This window comes from Sphingomonas sp. DBB INV C78 (assembly GCF_042693015.1).
Classification (GTDB): domain Bacteria; phylum Pseudomonadota; class Alphaproteobacteria; order Sphingomonadales; family Sphingomonadaceae; genus Sphingomonas_E.
In genome coordinates this window covers 2,906,820-2,922,726 of record NZ_CP170544.1, presented here as the reverse complement: position 1 = coordinate 2,922,726, position 15,907 = coordinate 2,906,820, and the positions used below count along the sequence as shown (strand labels likewise).

Below are 15,907 nucleotides of genomic sequence, written 5' to 3'. Positions count from 1 at the left end.
CGGGTATCAGATGTCAAGCATTCTGCATGTCGGTGCCCTGGTGACTAGGGTCAGGTCAGCTGGGGAATAGGATCGAAAGATAGTCGCGCGCACCATGTAGGATATGGATCACCACCATCTTCTGCGCTTCGACCCGGTAGAAGATCAAATAGTTGCCATGTCCGCGGCATCGCACGCCCGCGGCTTCATAACGCGGCACCAATCTACAGCGCTCGGGCATATCGGCGAGCGCGAGACAATTGCAGTGTAACTCCTGGACGAGGGCGACGGCCGTGCTGGACTGGCCAGCGCGATGTAGTCAGCGATTCGTTCGAGATTTGGTGGGCTTCCTCCGCCAAATGGACGATCATATATCCAAGGCGCGGTACTTCGCCTCGAGACGATCGAACACAGTCTCAGCCCGCGTAGTCCGCGCAGCATCAGCGTCCGCTAAGGCGCGCGCGATCGATACATCCAGGGCAGCCAGCCGCGCCTCGCGGTCCTGAACGAGCCCTTCGCCTTCGCGGAGAACCTCACTCTTGGAATTATCCCTTCTTGACTCCACAAGGCGGGTAGCGAATTCCTCGAGTTGCTGCCCCAGATCGGCGCTGATCATAGTCATTTCTCCTCGCACGGTCGGTATCATATTATCAACTGTCGATAACCGTGGCATGCCGTCTGAAGGTAAGAAGCAGGCGCATCGAGTGTGAGCTTTCTAGAACGGATTTAGTCCCAAGTCGGGTTCCATTTCTCGCCACTGAGAGTCGACGCTGCATATCTACCGACAAGTGCCCCGCCTGGCGCTTATCGTTTGGTGCCATCGCGACCCGCTGCCGAGAGCAGAAATATTACGCTCGTCGTCGACGTCAGTTGAGCGAGGGGCTTGCTGTCCCTTCAGAGCGAGCGGCCTCGAGCAGCTGCGTGAACTTACTGACCCCGGTCAGCTCATGCTCGATACGGAGCGCACGGACATGCCCATCGATACGCTGCGCCGCCGTGGCGACGCCGAGACTGAGCTCGGCATCAGTCTTCAGGTGGCGATCATTTTCGATCACCGTCGCAGTCGCCAATGCAAAGAGATCGAGCAAATCGTCCGCCGTCACCTCCGCCGCTTCCGAGCAGGCGCCAAGGGCCTGCATGATGGGATCGATGAGCACCGACAGGATCTCGATCTGCTCTTCAAGCGTCGCCATCGTCGTTCGCTCCGTCAGACTGATCTTGCGAGGCGCTGCGAGGGGTGCGGTTGCGAAACATCAACATAGTTAGATTGGACCGATGGCATCGCCATCAATTCAGCAATAAGCGAAGTATATCCACGGACCGACGGCCGGCCTGGCTCAGACGGCTTCCGCTGCCCGGCGACCTCAAGAGTTTTTTGCCTTCAACAGGAAAGCCGGAGGCTTAGCGCGCCCCCGGCCCCCAGATTTGCAGGTCTTCAGTGCGCTTTATCGACAGCGACGGTGGGAACCTTCACGTCGGTTTTGGTGGTGCCCACTTCGACCTTGGGAACCTCGATCGCCGTGTCCTTTGTCCCGACTTCAACCTTCGCAGTATCCACATCAAACTCTGGCGCTTGCCCGCCTTCGACCGCGATCTTCGGTGCCTCGAGTTCCCGGGTCTGATCGATGTCGACCAGCCCGAAAGCGAATGCCGCAACGATCGCGAAGACAATCGCGGCTATACCGACGATCCAGGGCGTAGCGCTGGACCGAGGGCGTCCATCAGTTTCATACGCCACCTTAGCGCACCGCGCCGCGACGGACGAGATTTACGATCGCAAGCAGGATGACCGCGCCCACAAATGAAATCAGCAAGGTGGGAACGGTGATCGCGCCGCTGGTAATCGGCGCCACTCCGAGGAGAGGCGAGACAAGAAAGCCGGCAATCAGCGAGCCAACGATGCCGACTACGACGTTGAGCAGAATGCCCTGCTGAGCATCGGTGCGCATCACCAGACTGGCAAGCCAGCCAATAATCCCGCCGACGATGAGTAGAATGAGCAGACCCATGACATCCTCCATTTCTGAACAGCGGCAATACGCTTGATGCGGTCGCGCGTTCCGGTGATGTCATCGGAAATTTTACTGAGAGAGGATTTGATATCTCGGAGCCGGAAACGCCGCGACTATTTATCTGATATTCGTGCATTTCGATGGCCGGCTCCGCGTTCAGATTTTTTTCGTCCCGAAACTCATCGATTTGTTTCAATTCGGGGCAGCCTTCGAGTGACCGCAGTCTGGGAAGACGCGTCCACCTCCCTAAGCAGCGCCGTCGGCTCACAAGCAATTTCTGGGTTCCAGGTAAAATGCGGCAGGACCGGCGGAAAACTCCTCTCCATCCGCGCTTATAACGAGCGTTGGTGCAGTTGAGGGCCGAGTATCCGCCGACAAGGCATTTCAGCGCGCTGGCCGGCGGAATACCCCGGTGAGACGACACCCCACGTATCGTCTCGACGCAGGTCAAAAGCGTCCGGCGGGCCGAAGTGGTTCCGCCAGTCATTCAGGCGGCTCGGCCTGCACGCATTGCCATTGAGAGGATTTGCTCCCGAATAGCGTCAGAACCGCGGATCTGGGCCTTCATTCGTCAAAGGGGTCACGACGACGCTTCTTTAGGACCGAAGCTTCGCAGCGCCGTAGTGCGGCGATGGCCTTGGCGGAACCTTCCAATGGAACGCTGCCGACAAGCTTGTCCCGGTACCAAAAGCCGAGCTTTGCGCTTGCAGCAATGTCGGAGAGTATCTCCTCCCCGCTGAATACAACCATAAAGCCCTGCTTGCCGTCCCTGCTCACATTGCCCGTCGCGGCTCTTTCGCTCCAGCCCATGTCGAGCTTTCCCGCCTTAAGAAATCCGACCTGGATTTTATAGTCCTTGCCCTGGGCGATCGATTTGAGTTCAGGCGATCGATACAACATCAGGCCTGCTCGTTTGCGTGGCCTCCAGTGGAAGCTGACATCGCCGCCACTCATGAACGATGCCGTCATAACACATTCGTTTTTCTCAGGATTAGGAAAAACGGTCCAGCCATGAATCTGTTCGACATCGCCTTGCGCCACAAATGCCATGGCAAGGATGAGCATCACAGATCTCCCCTCTGGCCCTGCTTTCGGGGGCGCGCGAAAGCAGCACATCTTGGCAATGGAGCAACTCCAGAAACGCTGGGCGAATAGGGGGTATCGCTGAAACAGCGGAAGCGGACTGCATGCCGCATTGCGCGGCGCGATGCCGTTCGCTCGCTATCGGGGCGAGGCGCCATTTATCATGTCCTGAACGCGCAAGCGGGGGAAAACTACTTCCGGCGGCATGGTATCGGGCAATATATAGACATATCCACCCTTCTCCCGAAAAAGCGGACGGATGCTCGTGTTGTAGAAGGTCCTGGGCACATTGATGCACCCAAATGTTATGCGGTTGTCATCCGCAGTCGGTGATAGCATCCGCTCGCGGCGCCGTTCCTTCTTACTGGCACCCGTCGGGATAGGATGCAGTGCAACGGACGTGGCATAATCCACCCAAAGGACCTTTTGACCTCCCGCAGCCATTCCGTATTTGGCGAGGAAGCGCCCGGCAGGCGTCGTCCTCTCGGCAGGCCCGATCTCGGAAAGATCCTTGCTGCCGACGCCGGGAGTAGCGGCATCGCCAACGGCGATACCGATCAACACCGGGGCCTCGCCTAGCGGGTGAGCGCCGCGTAGCGAAGCCGACCTCCAAGACACCAGTTCCATGAACAAGCAACAGCGGAAAAATGAAAAAATAGGCCCGCGCGCCGGAATCTGGCGCGCGGGCCAAAGCGACCGTGGAGTGGCTGCTCCCTGTCGTCCTGCGAAGCGCTGGGGACGACAGGCCAGATGGTCGCGGCCATGATGCCGCTGCCCACAAAAGCGGGATATAAACAGGATCAGTTTCGGGACGGTTAATCCCGAGCGGCCATTTTGCTTCCGTGAAGCGCGCGCGATATCGGCCGGAGAAGTTCACGGGAAAATTTGCAAGGCATTTGATTTATTTGGAAAAAACCTCGTTGGAGTGCGATGCGGCCGGGAAGACGTCGAGGCGCATTGCTCAATCGGGTCGAAGCGCCGATACTGGTCAGATTGATATAAGTTAAATGGAGCAACGGCGATGTGTGATCGCGCTAGTCGTTAAGTCTCTACGTAGGCTGAATAAGCCAGTCAGCTCGTCGCATTTCACGAGGAAATAATTTGATCGGATCTGGTCGGAGGCATCGGCTCGTCCGTCGCTCCTCTATAACCATCCTATGATCTCACGCACCGTGCGGGGGAGCACCCGATGACGCATGTCCGGCAATAAGATCAAGGGATGAGCAAGGATGCACTGGTTTATCGCGAACGCGCCCATTCGACTCAAGCTCCTTATTGCGTTCGGGATGATGACATGCCTGGTCGCAGTCGAACCCTTGACGGTAATATTGGCTGGAAAAGGTGCAGCGATCCTGACTGGCGCCGTGGCAACATTCGTCGCGATTTGCCTTGCCTGGTGGTTCCGCGGCGCGATCGCCGGGCCCTATGTTCGGACCGTCGTTCGCATGGAAGCGCTCGCCGCTGGAGATCTGGATAGTCCGATCGCCCATACCGACTTTCGCGACTGCGTCGGGCGCATGACGACCGCAATGTTCACGTTCCGCGACAATGCCCGCGCCCAGATCGGCCTGAACAAGGAAGCTGAACGTAATGCCGTGATTGTTCGGGGCATGACCAATAATCTCGAGCGGCTTGCCAATGGCGATCTCACGGCGGACATCGTTGAAGACTATCCGTCAAGCTATGTCAGGCTGCGAGATGGCTTCAACACGGCACTGTCCTCATTGCGCGATCTCGTCGGCGCGGTCAGCGACGGGGCGCACAGGATAGATGGTGGTGCGCACGAGATTGCACGTGCTTCGCACGACCTCGCCCGACGCACCGAGGCCAATGCCGCCAGCCTCGAGCAAAGCTCGGCGGCGCTTACCCAGATGGACGATCGGTCACGCCAGGTTGCAGAGGCCGCTACGCGCACGGTCAAGCGCGCTGATGCAGCGATCGAAGTTGTGCGAAGAGGACGTCAGACCGCCGACCATGCTGTGGAGGCCATGGGTCGGGTTGCGGACAGTGCCAAGGGTATCGATGCGGTGATCGAGGGCCTCGACAAGATCGCATTCCAGACGCGCGTTCTGGCGATGAACGCGGCGGTCGAGGCAGGCAGGGCGGGAGAGGCGGGCCGCGGATTTGCGGTAGTAGCCGATCTCGTTTCCGCCCTTGCCATGCGGTCCGAGGAGGAGGCCAAGCGCGCGCGGGAGCAGCTTACCGCGACGCAGGACGATATCGGCACCGCCGTCAATGCAGTTAAGGGCGTTGACACCGCTCTCGCTGATATCGTGACGGATGTCGCTGATGTGCATGCACTGCTGGAGTCCATGGCCTCGGACAATCGCGCGCAAGCTGCGACCATCAACCAGATCAATGCGGCAATTGGCGAGATGGATCGGTCGGTGCAGCAGAATGCTGCCATGGTCGAGCAATGTTCGGCGGCCGCCGCCAGCCTGACCACCGAGATTTCCGGATTGCGAGCCCGCACCGAGGCGTTCGTCGTGTCTGATTGTGCGGGGTCGCCGATGCGCCGACGCGCCTGAATGGGTTCCGCAAAGCCCCGGAGCTATGTTCGCATCACGAGCCGGTGCGAGAGGATTTCGAATAAGGAGGCGCTCCTTCCATTTTCGTCACCCTGCCGTCGTCCAGATCGCAGCCGGCGATATTGGCGGGCAATGCCAGCGTCAGGAGGCAATCCTCGATGGACGGGTCACACCGCGGTCCGATCATCTCCTCGATATCGTCGGGGCTCAAACCCGGGATTGCGGTGCAGCGCCGCGCAGCGGCTTCCCACAGGACAGTGGCGCTCGTCACTGTCAACATCAGTGTAAGTTGATATTGATCAGGCGTTATACTGTTCATGTCAGGACAACACGGAATGATGATCGATTAAGACAAATCTTAACATAGTTTAGTTTGCAATTTGCGCCATTTATATCTGCGATTCGTGCCAGTTATATCTGATATGCGGTGAAATCCAGTGGCTATGCGGTGAAATGATCATGTCCGTTGCTGCTATGGTCAAGATCGTGTTTATCAATATATTTGCTGCATCCGATGCCAGGATGTCGGCGCGGGCGGCCATCCATCACTGACCAGAAGAGAAGCACCTCGGGCGCGGAACAATCTTGCTTCGCAAGGACTTGGCTATTGCGCCGGCGCGACGGCGTCAGCGGGATCGACCTGCGCGACTTGCTTCTGGCTTGGCCGATTGCCCCTCGCCGAGCTTGATCCAGACAGGTGCGTGATCGCTGGTCTTCTCCCATCCGCGTGGCCGCCTGTCGACGTCGGCCCGCACCAATTGCGCTGCCGCCACGGGATTGAGCAGGAGGTGATCTATCCGCAGACCGACATCCCGTTCGAACCCACCGCGCCAATATTTCCAGAAGCTGTAGATGGTCGCGTCGGGATGAAGTTGGCGGATGGCGTCGGTCCATCCCTGATCGAGCAAATCCTGGAAGGCTTGCCTGACCTCGGGCGCAAACAAGGCGTCGTCCTGCCAACGTTCGGGCACATAGACGTCTATGTCGGTCGGCATGACGTTGAGGTCGCCTGCGACGATGACCGGAACCTCGAGACCGACGAGCGTCGACAGGTGCCGGCGGAGGCGCTCGAACCAGCGCAATTTGAACTCGAATTTCGCGCCCGGGCGTGGATTGCCATTGGGCAGATAGAGGTTAGCGACGAGAATGCCGTTTACAGCTGCCTCGATATAGCGACTTTGAACATCGTCCGGATCGCCCGGCAAACCGCGTCGGGTCTCGCAGATCACGCCCACCCGGCTCAGCAGCGCCACGCCATTCCAGCGGCTCTGTCCGTGCCATATGGCCTCATAGCCCGCCCGGCGAAGTGCCTGGTCGGGAAATCGATCCTGCGGCGCCTTCAATTCCTGGAGGCAGACGATGTCCGGTCGGGCAAGATCCAGCAAGCGCAGCAGCACCGGCAGACGACCATTGACGCCGTTCACATTATAGGTCGCGATCTTCACGGGTTCGGCCGGTCCAGGCTGAGGTCGGGGGCGTTGCACCAGGCTCGCCGCCACGGTTGCCGCGGGATGTGGCCGAGTGGTCGACGCGACGACCTGATCCTTGCCGCGCAGCGGTTCAGTACAGGCCTGCGCGGGTCGAGAGGGCAAACAGATGCCGGACGCGCCATGCGCTCAAAGACTCGCAGCATTCCCCATCGTTCCCGACAGGAATGTGAGCAACGGTCTTGAAGTCCGGACGTTGAAGCGGTGCGCCATCAAGGAGAGCGACCATGACCGACACCAGCACCGCGCATGAGCCTGCAGACGAGGCGCCCGGTCAACCCGTCGAGAAACCGGCTGCCAACGCGATCGGCCCGGCGGGCGTCATTGCCAATACCGACGTCGGTGACATTGTTTCGGGGCAGCCCGCCGGCGGGCCGCACGATCTTGGCCGCAAGGCCCATGAGGATAACGCCACCGATTGATCCGTCGGGTCCGGACGTCCCTGCCGCAGTTAGACCGTTCGACCCCGGCGCCTCGCTCCGGTGGGGCCGACGGGATCAGCGAGCCTTCGCCGTCGAACGGCTCGCTCAGCTTGTTGGCCTGTTCTTGCCGATGATGGCCGAGACGATGAGGGCGAAGGCCAGAAGTCGGAGCACATAGATCCAGCTTCGCTCCTCGACGGGGATGTCGAGCAGGACGAGGAGGCTCTGCGCAAGCGCGAGCAGCCAGAAAGCGAAGGCAAAGGTCCTGAACAGGCTGTCGCCGGTGCGCTTCCAGAAGCGCAGGAAGAACAAGCCGGCGACCAGGAAGGTGCAGGCCACGATGCCTCCGAGAAAGGGGACAAGATTGGCCATCAGTCTTCGTCCAGCTTCCAGATGAATCCGAATATGAGCGCGCCACCGGCGATGAGCGACAGCGCAAGCCTGAGCAGCTGCAGATCTGCCGCGGGTCCGATCAGCACGTCGATGATCACCACGACATGGTTGAGGGTGAGCAGGCTGAAGCAGATCGCGCTCCAGAAGATGAGGTCGCTCCTCTGCGCAGCATGAGCGCGCCAGAGGAGAAGCGCGCACAGCCCGCTGCCGAGAAGGCAGAGCCCGTAGACGATGGCGGAAAGCAGTCCCATGGGCTCAGTCCTTCCTCAGCCGGAAGGCGTCGGCCAGCGCAATCGGACTGTTGGGGTGGGCGGTGATGATCAACCTGCGCACTTTGCCGGGGCTCGACTGGTAGAGGCTGCGCGTCTCATCGACACGTTGCGCAAGCTCCGGCGTCAGCGGCCGATAGGACAGGCCTCCGTCCGCGATCTGGAGAAGGCCGGCGCCCGCCAGCCGCTGGGTCGATTGCCGGACGATGAGGTCGCTCGCCCGCAAGGCGGCCACGATTTCGCCATTTGTCCAGATCCGGTTGGGTTCTGACGCCAGCAACAGCAGCATTTCAAGCGACCATATCGATGGAAAGGTCGCTTGGATGAAGGTCTCGATCATCTTGGCCGACTATTTTCGACGCTCAACCACTGCATGTCGACTTCATAGAAAATGCGACACGCCGAGTGCAAGTTTAACCACGATCAATATGACTTAGCTTGTTGAGGGTGGGGTGAACTGTGCTATGCACGGGACGAGCGGGTTTCTGGGGGGGGCCAGGGAGCCGAGGTTGAACAGGGAAACGCCGCACGACTTTCTCGACCGTCGTCAGTTGGTATCCGCACTGCGGAGCCTGAGGCGCGGCGACTTTTCAATCCGCCTCGCCGAGGACGCGCCGGGCATGGATGGAGAGATAACGCGTCTCTTCAACGAGATCGTCACGCTCAACCAACGGATGACCGAGGAGTTTGAGCGACTCTCGATGGTTGTCGGCAAGGAAGGCAAGATCAACCAGCGCGGGCGCGTGCGGGCGGCAACCGGTGGCTGGGACAGCGCGCTGCGTGCGGTAAACGATCTCATTGAGGATATGGTGCAGCCGACCGCGGAGGTCGCACGCGTCATCGGTGCGGTCGCCAAGGGCGATCTCTCCCAGTCCATGTCGGTCGAGATCGATGGACGGCCGTTGCGCGGCGAGTTCCTGCGGATCGGCAAGGTCGCCAACACCATGGTCGAGCAGCTGTCCTCCTTCGCATCCGAAGTGACGCGGGTCGCGCGCGAGGTCGGCACCGAAGGCAAGCTTGGTGGCCAGGCGACGGTGCGCGGGGTTGCCGGCACCTGGAAGGACTTGACCGACAATGTGAACGCCATGGCCACCAATCTGACCGGCCAGGTGCGCAATATCGCCGAAGTGACGACGGCGGTCGCTTCCGGAGACCTGTCCAAGAAGATCACCGTCGAGGTGAAGGGCGAGATCCTCGAGCTCAAGAACACCATCAACGTGATGGTCGATCAGCTCAATTCCTTCGCGTCCGAAGTGACGCGCGTCGCCCGCGAGGTCGGCACCGAGGGCAAACTTGGCGGCCAGGCGCGGGTGGAAGGCGTTGCCGGCACCTGGAAAGACTTGACCGACAACGTCAATTTGATGGCGGACAATCTGACCGGGCAGGTGCGCAATATCGCCGAGGTCACGACGGCCGTGGCATCGGGCGACCTGTCGAAGAAGATCACCGTCGACGTGAAGGGCGAAATTCTCGAGCTCAAGAATACCATCAACGTCATGGTCGACCAGCTCAACGGCTTCGCGTCCGAAGTGACGCGCGTCGCGCGCGAGGTCGGCACCGAGGGCAATCTCGGCGGCCAGGCCCAGGTGCCCGGTGTCGCCGGCACGTGGAAGGATCTTACCGACAACGTCAATCTGATGGCGGCCAATCTCACCGGCCAGGTGCGCAATATCGCCGAGGTGACCACGGCGGTCGCGCGCGGCGATCTGTCGAAGAAGATCACCGTCGACGTGAAGGGCGAGATTCTCGAGCTCAAGAACACGATCAACGTGATGGTCGACCAGCTCAATTCGTTCGCATCCGAAGTGACCCGCGTCGCGCGCGAAGTGGGTTCGGAGGGCAAGCTCGGCGGCCAGGCGCAGGTGGAAGGCGTCGCCGGCACGTGGAAGGATCTCACCGACAGCGTCAACCTGATGGCCGGCAACCTGACCGGCCAGGTCCGCAATATCGCCGAGGTGACGACCGCGGTCGCACTGGGCGATCTGTCGAAAAAGATCACCGTCGATGTCCGGGGCGAGATCCTCGAGCTCAAGAATACCATCAATGTCATGGTCGACCAGCTCAACGGCTTCGCCTCCGAAGTGACCCGCGTGGCGCGCGAAGTGGGCTCGGACGGCAAGCTTGGCGGTCAGGCGCAGGTGCCCGGCGTTGGCGGCACCTGGAAGGATTTGACCGACAATGTGAACGCGATGGCCGCCAATCTGACCGGCCAGGTGCGCAACATCGCCGAGGTGACGACCGCGGTCGCTTCGGGGGATCTTTCGAAGAAGATCACCGTCGACGTGAAGGGCGAGATCCTCGAGCTCAAGAACACCATCAACGTGATGGTCGACCAGCTCAATGGTTTCGCTTCGGAAGTGACGCGCGTGGCGCGCGAGGTCGGCACCGAGGGTAATCTCGGCGGCCAGGCGCAGGTGCCCGGTGTCGCCGGTACCTGGAAGGATTTGACCGACAATGTGAACCTGATGGCCGCCAACCTGACCGGCCAGGTTCGCAACATCGCCGAGGTCACGACCGCGGTCGCGCGCGGCGACCTGTCGAAGAAGATCACGGTCGACGTGAAGGGCGAGATTCTCGAACTGAAGAACACCATCAACGTGATGGTCGACCAGCTCAATTCGTTCGCATCCGAAGTGACCCGCGTGGCGCGCGAAGTGGGCACGGAGGGCAAGCTCGGCGGCCAGGCGCAGGTGGAAGGCGTCGCCGGCACCTGGAAGGATCTCACCGACAACGTCAACCTGATGGCGACCAATCTCACCAATCAGGTGCGCGGCATCGCCGACGTCGTGACCGCGGTCGCGCAGGGCAATTTGAAGCGCAAGCTGAGCGTCGATGCCAAGGGCGAGATTGCGGCGCTCGCCGACACGATCAACGGCATGATCGAGACGCTCGCGACCTTTGCCGACCAGGTCACCAACATGGCGCGCGAGGTGGGCGTCGAAGGCAGGCTCGGCGGTCAGGCGCGGGTGCCGGGTGCTGCGGGCCTCTGGCGCGACCTCACGGACAATGTGAACCAGCTCGCGGAAAACCTCACCAATCAGGTGCGATCGATCGCCGACGTCGCCACCGCCGTGACCAAGGGCGACCTGTCGCGATCCATCGCGGTCGAGGCGTCGGGCGAGATGGCGGCGCTCAAGGACAATATCAATGAGATGATCGTCAACCTGAAGGAGCAGACGCTCAAAAATGCCGAGCAGGACTGGCTCAAGACCAATCTCGCGCGCTTCTCACGCATGCTCCAGGGCGAACGCGACCTCGCCACGGTCTCCAATCTCATCATGTCGGAGCTCGCGCCGCTGGTGAACGCGCAATATGGCGTTTTCTATGTGGCACGGCGCGAGGAAAGCGAGACGATCCTCGATCTTGTCGCAAGCTATGGCGCGGAGGGCCGCGACGTCCTCAAGCCGAGCTTCCGACTGCGCGAGGGGTTGGTCGGCCAGTGTGCGGCCGACAGGCGACCGATATTGCTGGGGAATGTGCCCCCGGATTTCGTGCGGATCGGATCAGGCCTAGGACACGCCTCACCGACCAATGTAGTCATCCTGCCGGCGCTCTTCGAGGATGATGTGAAGGCGGTGATCGAGCTCGCTTCCTTCAGCATGTTCAGCGAGACCCACCAGACCTTCCTCGACCAGCTCATGGAATCGGTCGGCATCGTCCTCAACACGATTGCCGCCACCATGCGGACCGAGGGCCTGCTCAAGCAATCCCAGCTCCTCACCCAGGAATTGCAGGCGCGCCAGACCGAACTCACGACCAAGCAGGAGGAACTGCACAACACCAACGAGGAGCTTCAGGAGAAAGCCCAGCTCCTCGAGAATGAGAAGCGGCAGGTCGAAGGCAAGAATCTCGAGATCGAGATGGCGCGCCGCGCCGTCGAGGAGAAAGCCGAGCAACTCGCCCTCACATCCAAATATAAGTCGGAGTTCCTGGCCAATATGAGCCATGAGCTGCGGACACCGCTCAACTCGCTGCTGATCCTCTCGCGGCTCCTGGCCGACAATCCGCAGGGCAATCTCAACGACAAGCAGATCGATTTTGCCCGCACGATCAACGGAGCTGGTTCGGATCTGCTCAACCTGATCAACGATATCCTCGACCTGTCGAAGATCGAATCCGGAACGGTGTCGATCGAGCTTGGCGACATGCCGCTGAGCGCCCTCAAACTGCATATGGAGCGGACCTTCCGCCAGCTGGCGGCCGACAAGGCGCTCGACTTCCGCGTGGACTTTGCCGACGATCTCCCGCTTGCCATCCGCACCGACGACAAGCGGCTCCAGCAGGTCATCCTCAATCTTCTGTCCAACGCCTTCAAATTCACCTCGAATGGCGGTGTCACGCTCGCCGTGCGCCATGCCTTCAGTGGCTGGAGCAGCAATCACCCCGTCCTGCGCGCTGCCTCGAGTGCGATCGAGATCGCGGTCACCGATACCGGTATCGGCATCCCAAAGGAGAAGCAGAAGCTGATCTTCGAAGCATTCCAGCAGGCGGACGGGACGACCAGTCGCAAATATGGCGGTACGGGGCTCGGCCTTTCGATCAGCCGGGAAATTGCCCGATTGCTTGGCGGCGAACTCAAGGTCCATTCCGTGCCGGGCGAAGGCTCGACCTTCACGCTCTTCGTGCCTCTCGAGGCGCCCGCAGCGGCGGGCGAGGGCGGGGCACCCGCCCGCTATGACAATAGCGGCGCTCTCGTGCCCAATGCCCTGCCCGACCAGTTCGAGGTCACCGACGACCGCGATGCGCTTGGCGACAGGCCCTTCGTGCTGATCGTCGAGGATGATCCTGCCTTCGCCTCTATCTTACTCGAATTCGCGCGGGAGGCCGGCCTGAAAGGCGTGGTCGCGACCGCAGGTGCCGGTACCCTTGCCACCGCGCGCAAGCTCCTACCCTCCGCCATCACCCTCGACCTCGGCCTGTCCGACATCGACGGTTTCGTGCTCCTGGATCTGCTCAAGCATGATCCGGCGACGGCGCATATCCCGGTGCATGTCATCTCGGGCGCGCAGGCGCGCGGCTCGGCGGCGGAGCTCGGAGCGACAAGCGTGCTCGAGAAGCCGGCCAGCCATGAGGATCTCGCTGCCACCTTCACCCGGATCGCTGATCGGCCTTCGCATCCACGCCGGGATGTCGCTATCGTCACCCTTGACGAGGGCACCGGCATCAGCCCGTCGACCGTGCCGGAAATCGAAGGCGCTCGGATCTTGATCGTCGATGATGACATCCGGAATATCTATTCGCTGACGAGCGTGCTCGAGACCTATGGGGTCGAGGTGCTCCATGCCGAGAATGGCCGGGATGGCATTCTCATCCTGGAGCAAACACCACATATTGATGCGGCGCTGATCGACATCATGATGCCCGAAATGGACGGCTATGAGACGATGCAGCGGATCCGCGCCCGTCCGGAACTTGCTCAGCTGCCGCTCATCGCGGTGACCGCCAAGGCGATGAAGGGCGATCGGCAGAAATGCCTGGATGCGGGCGCTTCGGACTATATCGCCAAGCCGGTTGATATCGAGCTTCTGCTGGCGCTGCTGCGTGTCTGGCTGGCGCGAGGTCGCGCTGGAGCCACCGTCACCGCCACCCTCATTTCGGCGTCGGCCGAATGAGCCGCGTCGTCGAGAATCCGGTCACCATTCCGGACGATTTTGTTCCTTCGCCGGTTGCTACCGGGGAGGGCGAGGCTGCGCCGGAGCGGGCGCGTATCCTTGTTGTCGACGATGACGAGCGCAATCTGCTCGCACTGGGCACGGTCCTCGAGGATGTCGCGGAGGTTGTGACCGCGCGATCAGGGACGGAGGCCCTGCGTCTCCTCCTGCGCGAACAGTTCGCCGTGATCCTGCTCGACGTCTACATGCCCGACATGGACGGCTATGAAACCGCCCAGCTCATTCGCAGTCGCGACCAGACGCGCCGCATTCCCATCATCTTCCTCTCGGCGGTGAACAAGGAGGCGCAGCATCTTCAGCGCGGCTATGCGATGGGTGCAGTCGACTATGTCTTCAAGCCCGTCGAGCCCCTGGTCTTGCGTTCGAAGGTTTCGGTCTTCGTCGACCTCTACCAGATGACGCGCGAGATCCAGCGCAAGGCCGAGCAGGAGCAGCGACTGCTTGACGCAGCGCTGAAGGCCAAGGCGGAACATCTCCAGGCCGAGCGCAAATTGCGCCTCGCCGAACAGCGCCAGGCTGCGATCATCGAATGCCTGCCGATCATCCTCTATCTCGAGGATATCGGGCCCTCGCGCGCCCCGACCTTCGTCAGTGGCAATTTCCAGGCGCTGACCGGCTTCACGCTCGAGGACGTGCGAGCGTCACCGACCTTCTGGGCCGACCGTCTCCATCCCGAGGACCGGGAGAAAGTGCTGGCGGAAATCGGTTCAAGGCAGGACCGACCGAGCTTTGCGGTCGAATATCGCTGGAAATGCGCGAGCGGCCAGTATCGTCATTTTCTCGACCAGGCGATTCTGCTGCGCGACGTGCACGGCGAAGCCATGGAATATGCCGGCACGCTTCTCGACATTTCCGAACGCAAGGAACTTGAGGGCGAACTTCTCCACGCGCGCAAAATGGATGCCATCGGCAAGCTGACCGGTGGCATCGCACATGATTTCAACAATTTGCTGGCCTCGGTGCTTGGCGGTCTCAGCATGATCGAGCGCCGCGTCGAACTGGGCGACAAGGAGCGCAAGCTCGTCGAGATGACCCGGCACGCGGCCGAGCAGGGCGCCGAACTGGTCGGCCGTCTCCTGGCTTTCGCGCGCAAGCAGAAGCTAGAGCCGGGCCGAGTCGAGTTGCGCGACCTCTCGCGGTCGATCGAACAATTGCTCGACCACACGCTCGGCGGACTGGTGCGGATCGAATGGCAGCCGGTCGGTGCGATCTGGCCGGCCTTTGTCGACGGCGCGCAACTCGAACTTGCGCTTATCAACCTCATCATCAATGCGCGCGACGCGATGCCGGAGGGCGGCGCGATCATCGTTCGCGAGGTCAATGAAAGCCTGCCGGACGGAAACGACCTTGGCCTCGTGGCGGGGGATTATGTGAGCCTGACGGTAGTGGACAGCGGCTGTGGGATTCCAGCCGATCTCATCGACCGGGTGATGGAGCCCTTTTTCACAACCAAGGAAGTGGGCAAGGGCACAGGATTGGGACTGAGCATGGTCTTCGGCTTCGTGCAGCAGTCGGGTGGCGCTATGCGGATCAGGAGCAATCCGGGGGTCGGCACCGAGGTCCAGATATGGCTGCCGCGGGCCCCGGACCTGGCGTTGGTCCCCAAGCTCGCGCCAGCGCATGCGCCACTGGTCGAGAACCCTCTTCGACTGCGCATTCTGCTAGTCGACGATCATGACGGAGTGCGGGTGACGACCGCCGCGATGATCGAGGATCTGGGCCATGATGTGCGGATCGCCGCGGACGGCAAGACGGCGTTGGAATTGATGGCGGCCGATCCGCTCGCCTTCGATCTCATCGTCACCGACTATGCGATGCCGTCCATGTCCGGCCTCGAATTGCTGACCCGCATTCACGCGCTCCATCCCGAGCTCAGGGCATTGGTGGTCACCGGCTATGCCGAAAAGGACGACATTGCGGTGAACCAGCCGCTGACGCGGATGCTGGCCAAACCCTTCACCCAGGCCCAGCTCTCCAATGCGATCGCGGCATCGATCGAGCCGCTGACCGTCGTGCCCGAAAAGGCACCCCCGGAAAGCTGAGCGCCGGGGCCAGGCTGAAG

Annotated in this window: 14 protein-coding genes and 1 pseudogene; 4 read left to right on the top strand and 11 right to left on the bottom strand. The window is 61.2% G+C overall.

Features of this window, described 5'->3' with window-relative positions; genetic code table 11:
- Positions 1 to 55: 55 nt before the first annotated feature.
- The 7 genes and pseudogenes from ACFB49_RS13675 to ACFB49_RS13645 form a co-directional block, all read right to left on the bottom strand.
- Positions 56 to 220 carry a type II toxin-antitoxin system RelE/ParE family toxin gene (locus tag ACFB49_RS13675; RefSeq protein ID WP_380871774.1) on the bottom strand — a complete coding sequence of 55 codons (165 nt, stop codon included), beginning with the start codon at positions 218 to 220 and terminating at the stop codon, positions 56 to 58.
- A 126-nt stretch (positions 221 to 346) separates the two neighbouring features.
- Positions 347 to 595, bottom strand: coding sequence for a type II toxin-antitoxin system ParD family antitoxin (locus ACFB49_RS13670; protein ID WP_380871772.1), 249 nt, complete (start codon positions 593 to 595; stop codon positions 347 to 349).
- Between the two features lie 250 nt (positions 596 to 845).
- The gene (locus tag ACFB49_RS13665) at positions 846 to 1,172 is read right to left on the bottom strand and encodes a hypothetical protein (RefSeq protein ID WP_380871771.1); all 327 of its coding nucleotides are present in this window, start codon (positions 1,170 to 1,172) and stop codon (positions 846 to 848) included.
- A 242-nt stretch (positions 1,173 to 1,414) separates the two neighbouring features.
- Complete coding sequence (locus ACFB49_RS13660) at positions 1,415 to 1,717, bottom strand: hypothetical protein (RefSeq protein ID WP_380871770.1); 303 nt, start codon at positions 1,715 to 1,717, stop codon at positions 1,415 to 1,417.
- A 1-nt stretch (position 1,718) separates the two neighbouring features.
- Positions 1,719 to 1,988, bottom strand: a complete 270-nt coding sequence (locus tag ACFB49_RS13655; protein WP_380871769.1) for a GlsB/YeaQ/YmgE family stress response membrane protein — start codon at positions 1,986 to 1,988, stop codon at positions 1,719 to 1,721.
- Positions 1,989 to 2,555: 567 nt separating this feature from the next.
- On the bottom strand, positions 2,556 to 3,056 hold the full coding sequence (locus ACFB49_RS13650; RefSeq protein ID WP_380871768.1) for a hypothetical protein: 501 nt from the start codon (positions 3,054 to 3,056) through the stop codon (positions 2,556 to 2,558).
- A gap of 156 nt (positions 3,057 to 3,212) precedes the next feature.
- Positions 3,213 to 3,653, bottom strand: a pseudogene (locus ACFB49_RS13645) (hypothetical protein); the annotation flags it as partial.
- A 650-nt stretch (positions 3,654 to 4,303) separates the two neighbouring features.
- On the opposite strand from ACFB49_RS13645, the gene ACFB49_RS13640 reads away from it, so the two are divergent.
- Entirely contained in the window at positions 4,304 to 5,602 is a 1,299-nt protein-coding gene (locus ACFB49_RS13640; protein ID WP_380871767.1) for a methyl-accepting chemotaxis protein, read from the top strand.
- Between the two features lie 626 nt (positions 5,603 to 6,228).
- Here the strand turns inward: ACFB49_RS13640 and xth are convergent.
- Entirely contained in the window at positions 6,229 to 7,047 is an 819-nt protein-coding gene (gene xth / locus ACFB49_RS13635; protein WP_380871766.1) for an exodeoxyribonuclease III, read from the bottom strand.
- Positions 7,048 to 7,316: 269 nt separating this feature from the next.
- On the opposite strand from xth, the gene ACFB49_RS13630 reads away from it, so the two are divergent.
- The gene (locus tag ACFB49_RS13630) at positions 7,317 to 7,511 is read left to right on the top strand and encodes a hypothetical protein (RefSeq protein WP_380871765.1); all 195 of its coding nucleotides are present in this window, start codon (positions 7,317 to 7,319) and stop codon (positions 7,509 to 7,511) included.
- A gap of 105 nt (positions 7,512 to 7,616) precedes the next feature.
- Here the strand turns inward: ACFB49_RS13630 and ACFB49_RS13625 are convergent, their stop codons facing one another.
- From ACFB49_RS13625 to ACFB49_RS13615, 3 genes are read right to left on the bottom strand one after another with little or no spacing between them, the layout of a single operon-like run.
- Complete coding sequence (locus ACFB49_RS13625; RefSeq protein WP_380871764.1) at positions 7,617 to 7,883, bottom strand: DUF5985 family protein; 267 nt, start codon at positions 7,881 to 7,883, stop codon at positions 7,617 to 7,619.
- Positions 7,883 to 8,155 carry a DUF5985 family protein gene (locus ACFB49_RS13620; RefSeq protein ID WP_380871763.1) on the bottom strand — a complete coding sequence of 91 codons (273 nt, stop codon included), beginning with the start codon at positions 8,153 to 8,155 and terminating at the stop codon, positions 7,883 to 7,885. Before ACFB49_RS13620 ends, ACFB49_RS13625 begins: the two co-directional genes overlap by 1 nt.
- A gap of 4 nt (positions 8,156 to 8,159) precedes the next feature.
- Positions 8,160 to 8,513, bottom strand: coding sequence for a hypothetical protein (locus ACFB49_RS13615; protein ID WP_380871762.1), 354 nt, complete (start codon positions 8,511 to 8,513; stop codon positions 8,160 to 8,162).
- Between the two features lie 169 nt (positions 8,514 to 8,682).
- On the opposite strand from ACFB49_RS13615, the gene ACFB49_RS13610 reads away from it, so the two are divergent.
- Together ACFB49_RS13610 and ACFB49_RS13605 are read left to right on the top strand one after the other, a co-directional pair.
- Complete coding sequence (locus tag ACFB49_RS13610) at positions 8,683 to 13,785, top strand: HAMP domain-containing protein (protein ID WP_380871761.1); 5,103 nt, start codon at positions 8,683 to 8,685, stop codon at positions 13,783 to 13,785.
- Positions 13,782 to 15,887 carry a response regulator gene (locus tag ACFB49_RS13605; protein WP_380871760.1) on the top strand — a complete coding sequence of 702 codons (2,106 nt, stop codon included), beginning with the start codon at positions 13,782 to 13,784 and terminating at the stop codon, positions 15,885 to 15,887. Before ACFB49_RS13610 ends, ACFB49_RS13605 begins: the two co-directional genes overlap by 4 nt.
- Positions 15,888 to 15,907: the final 20 nt, after the last annotated feature.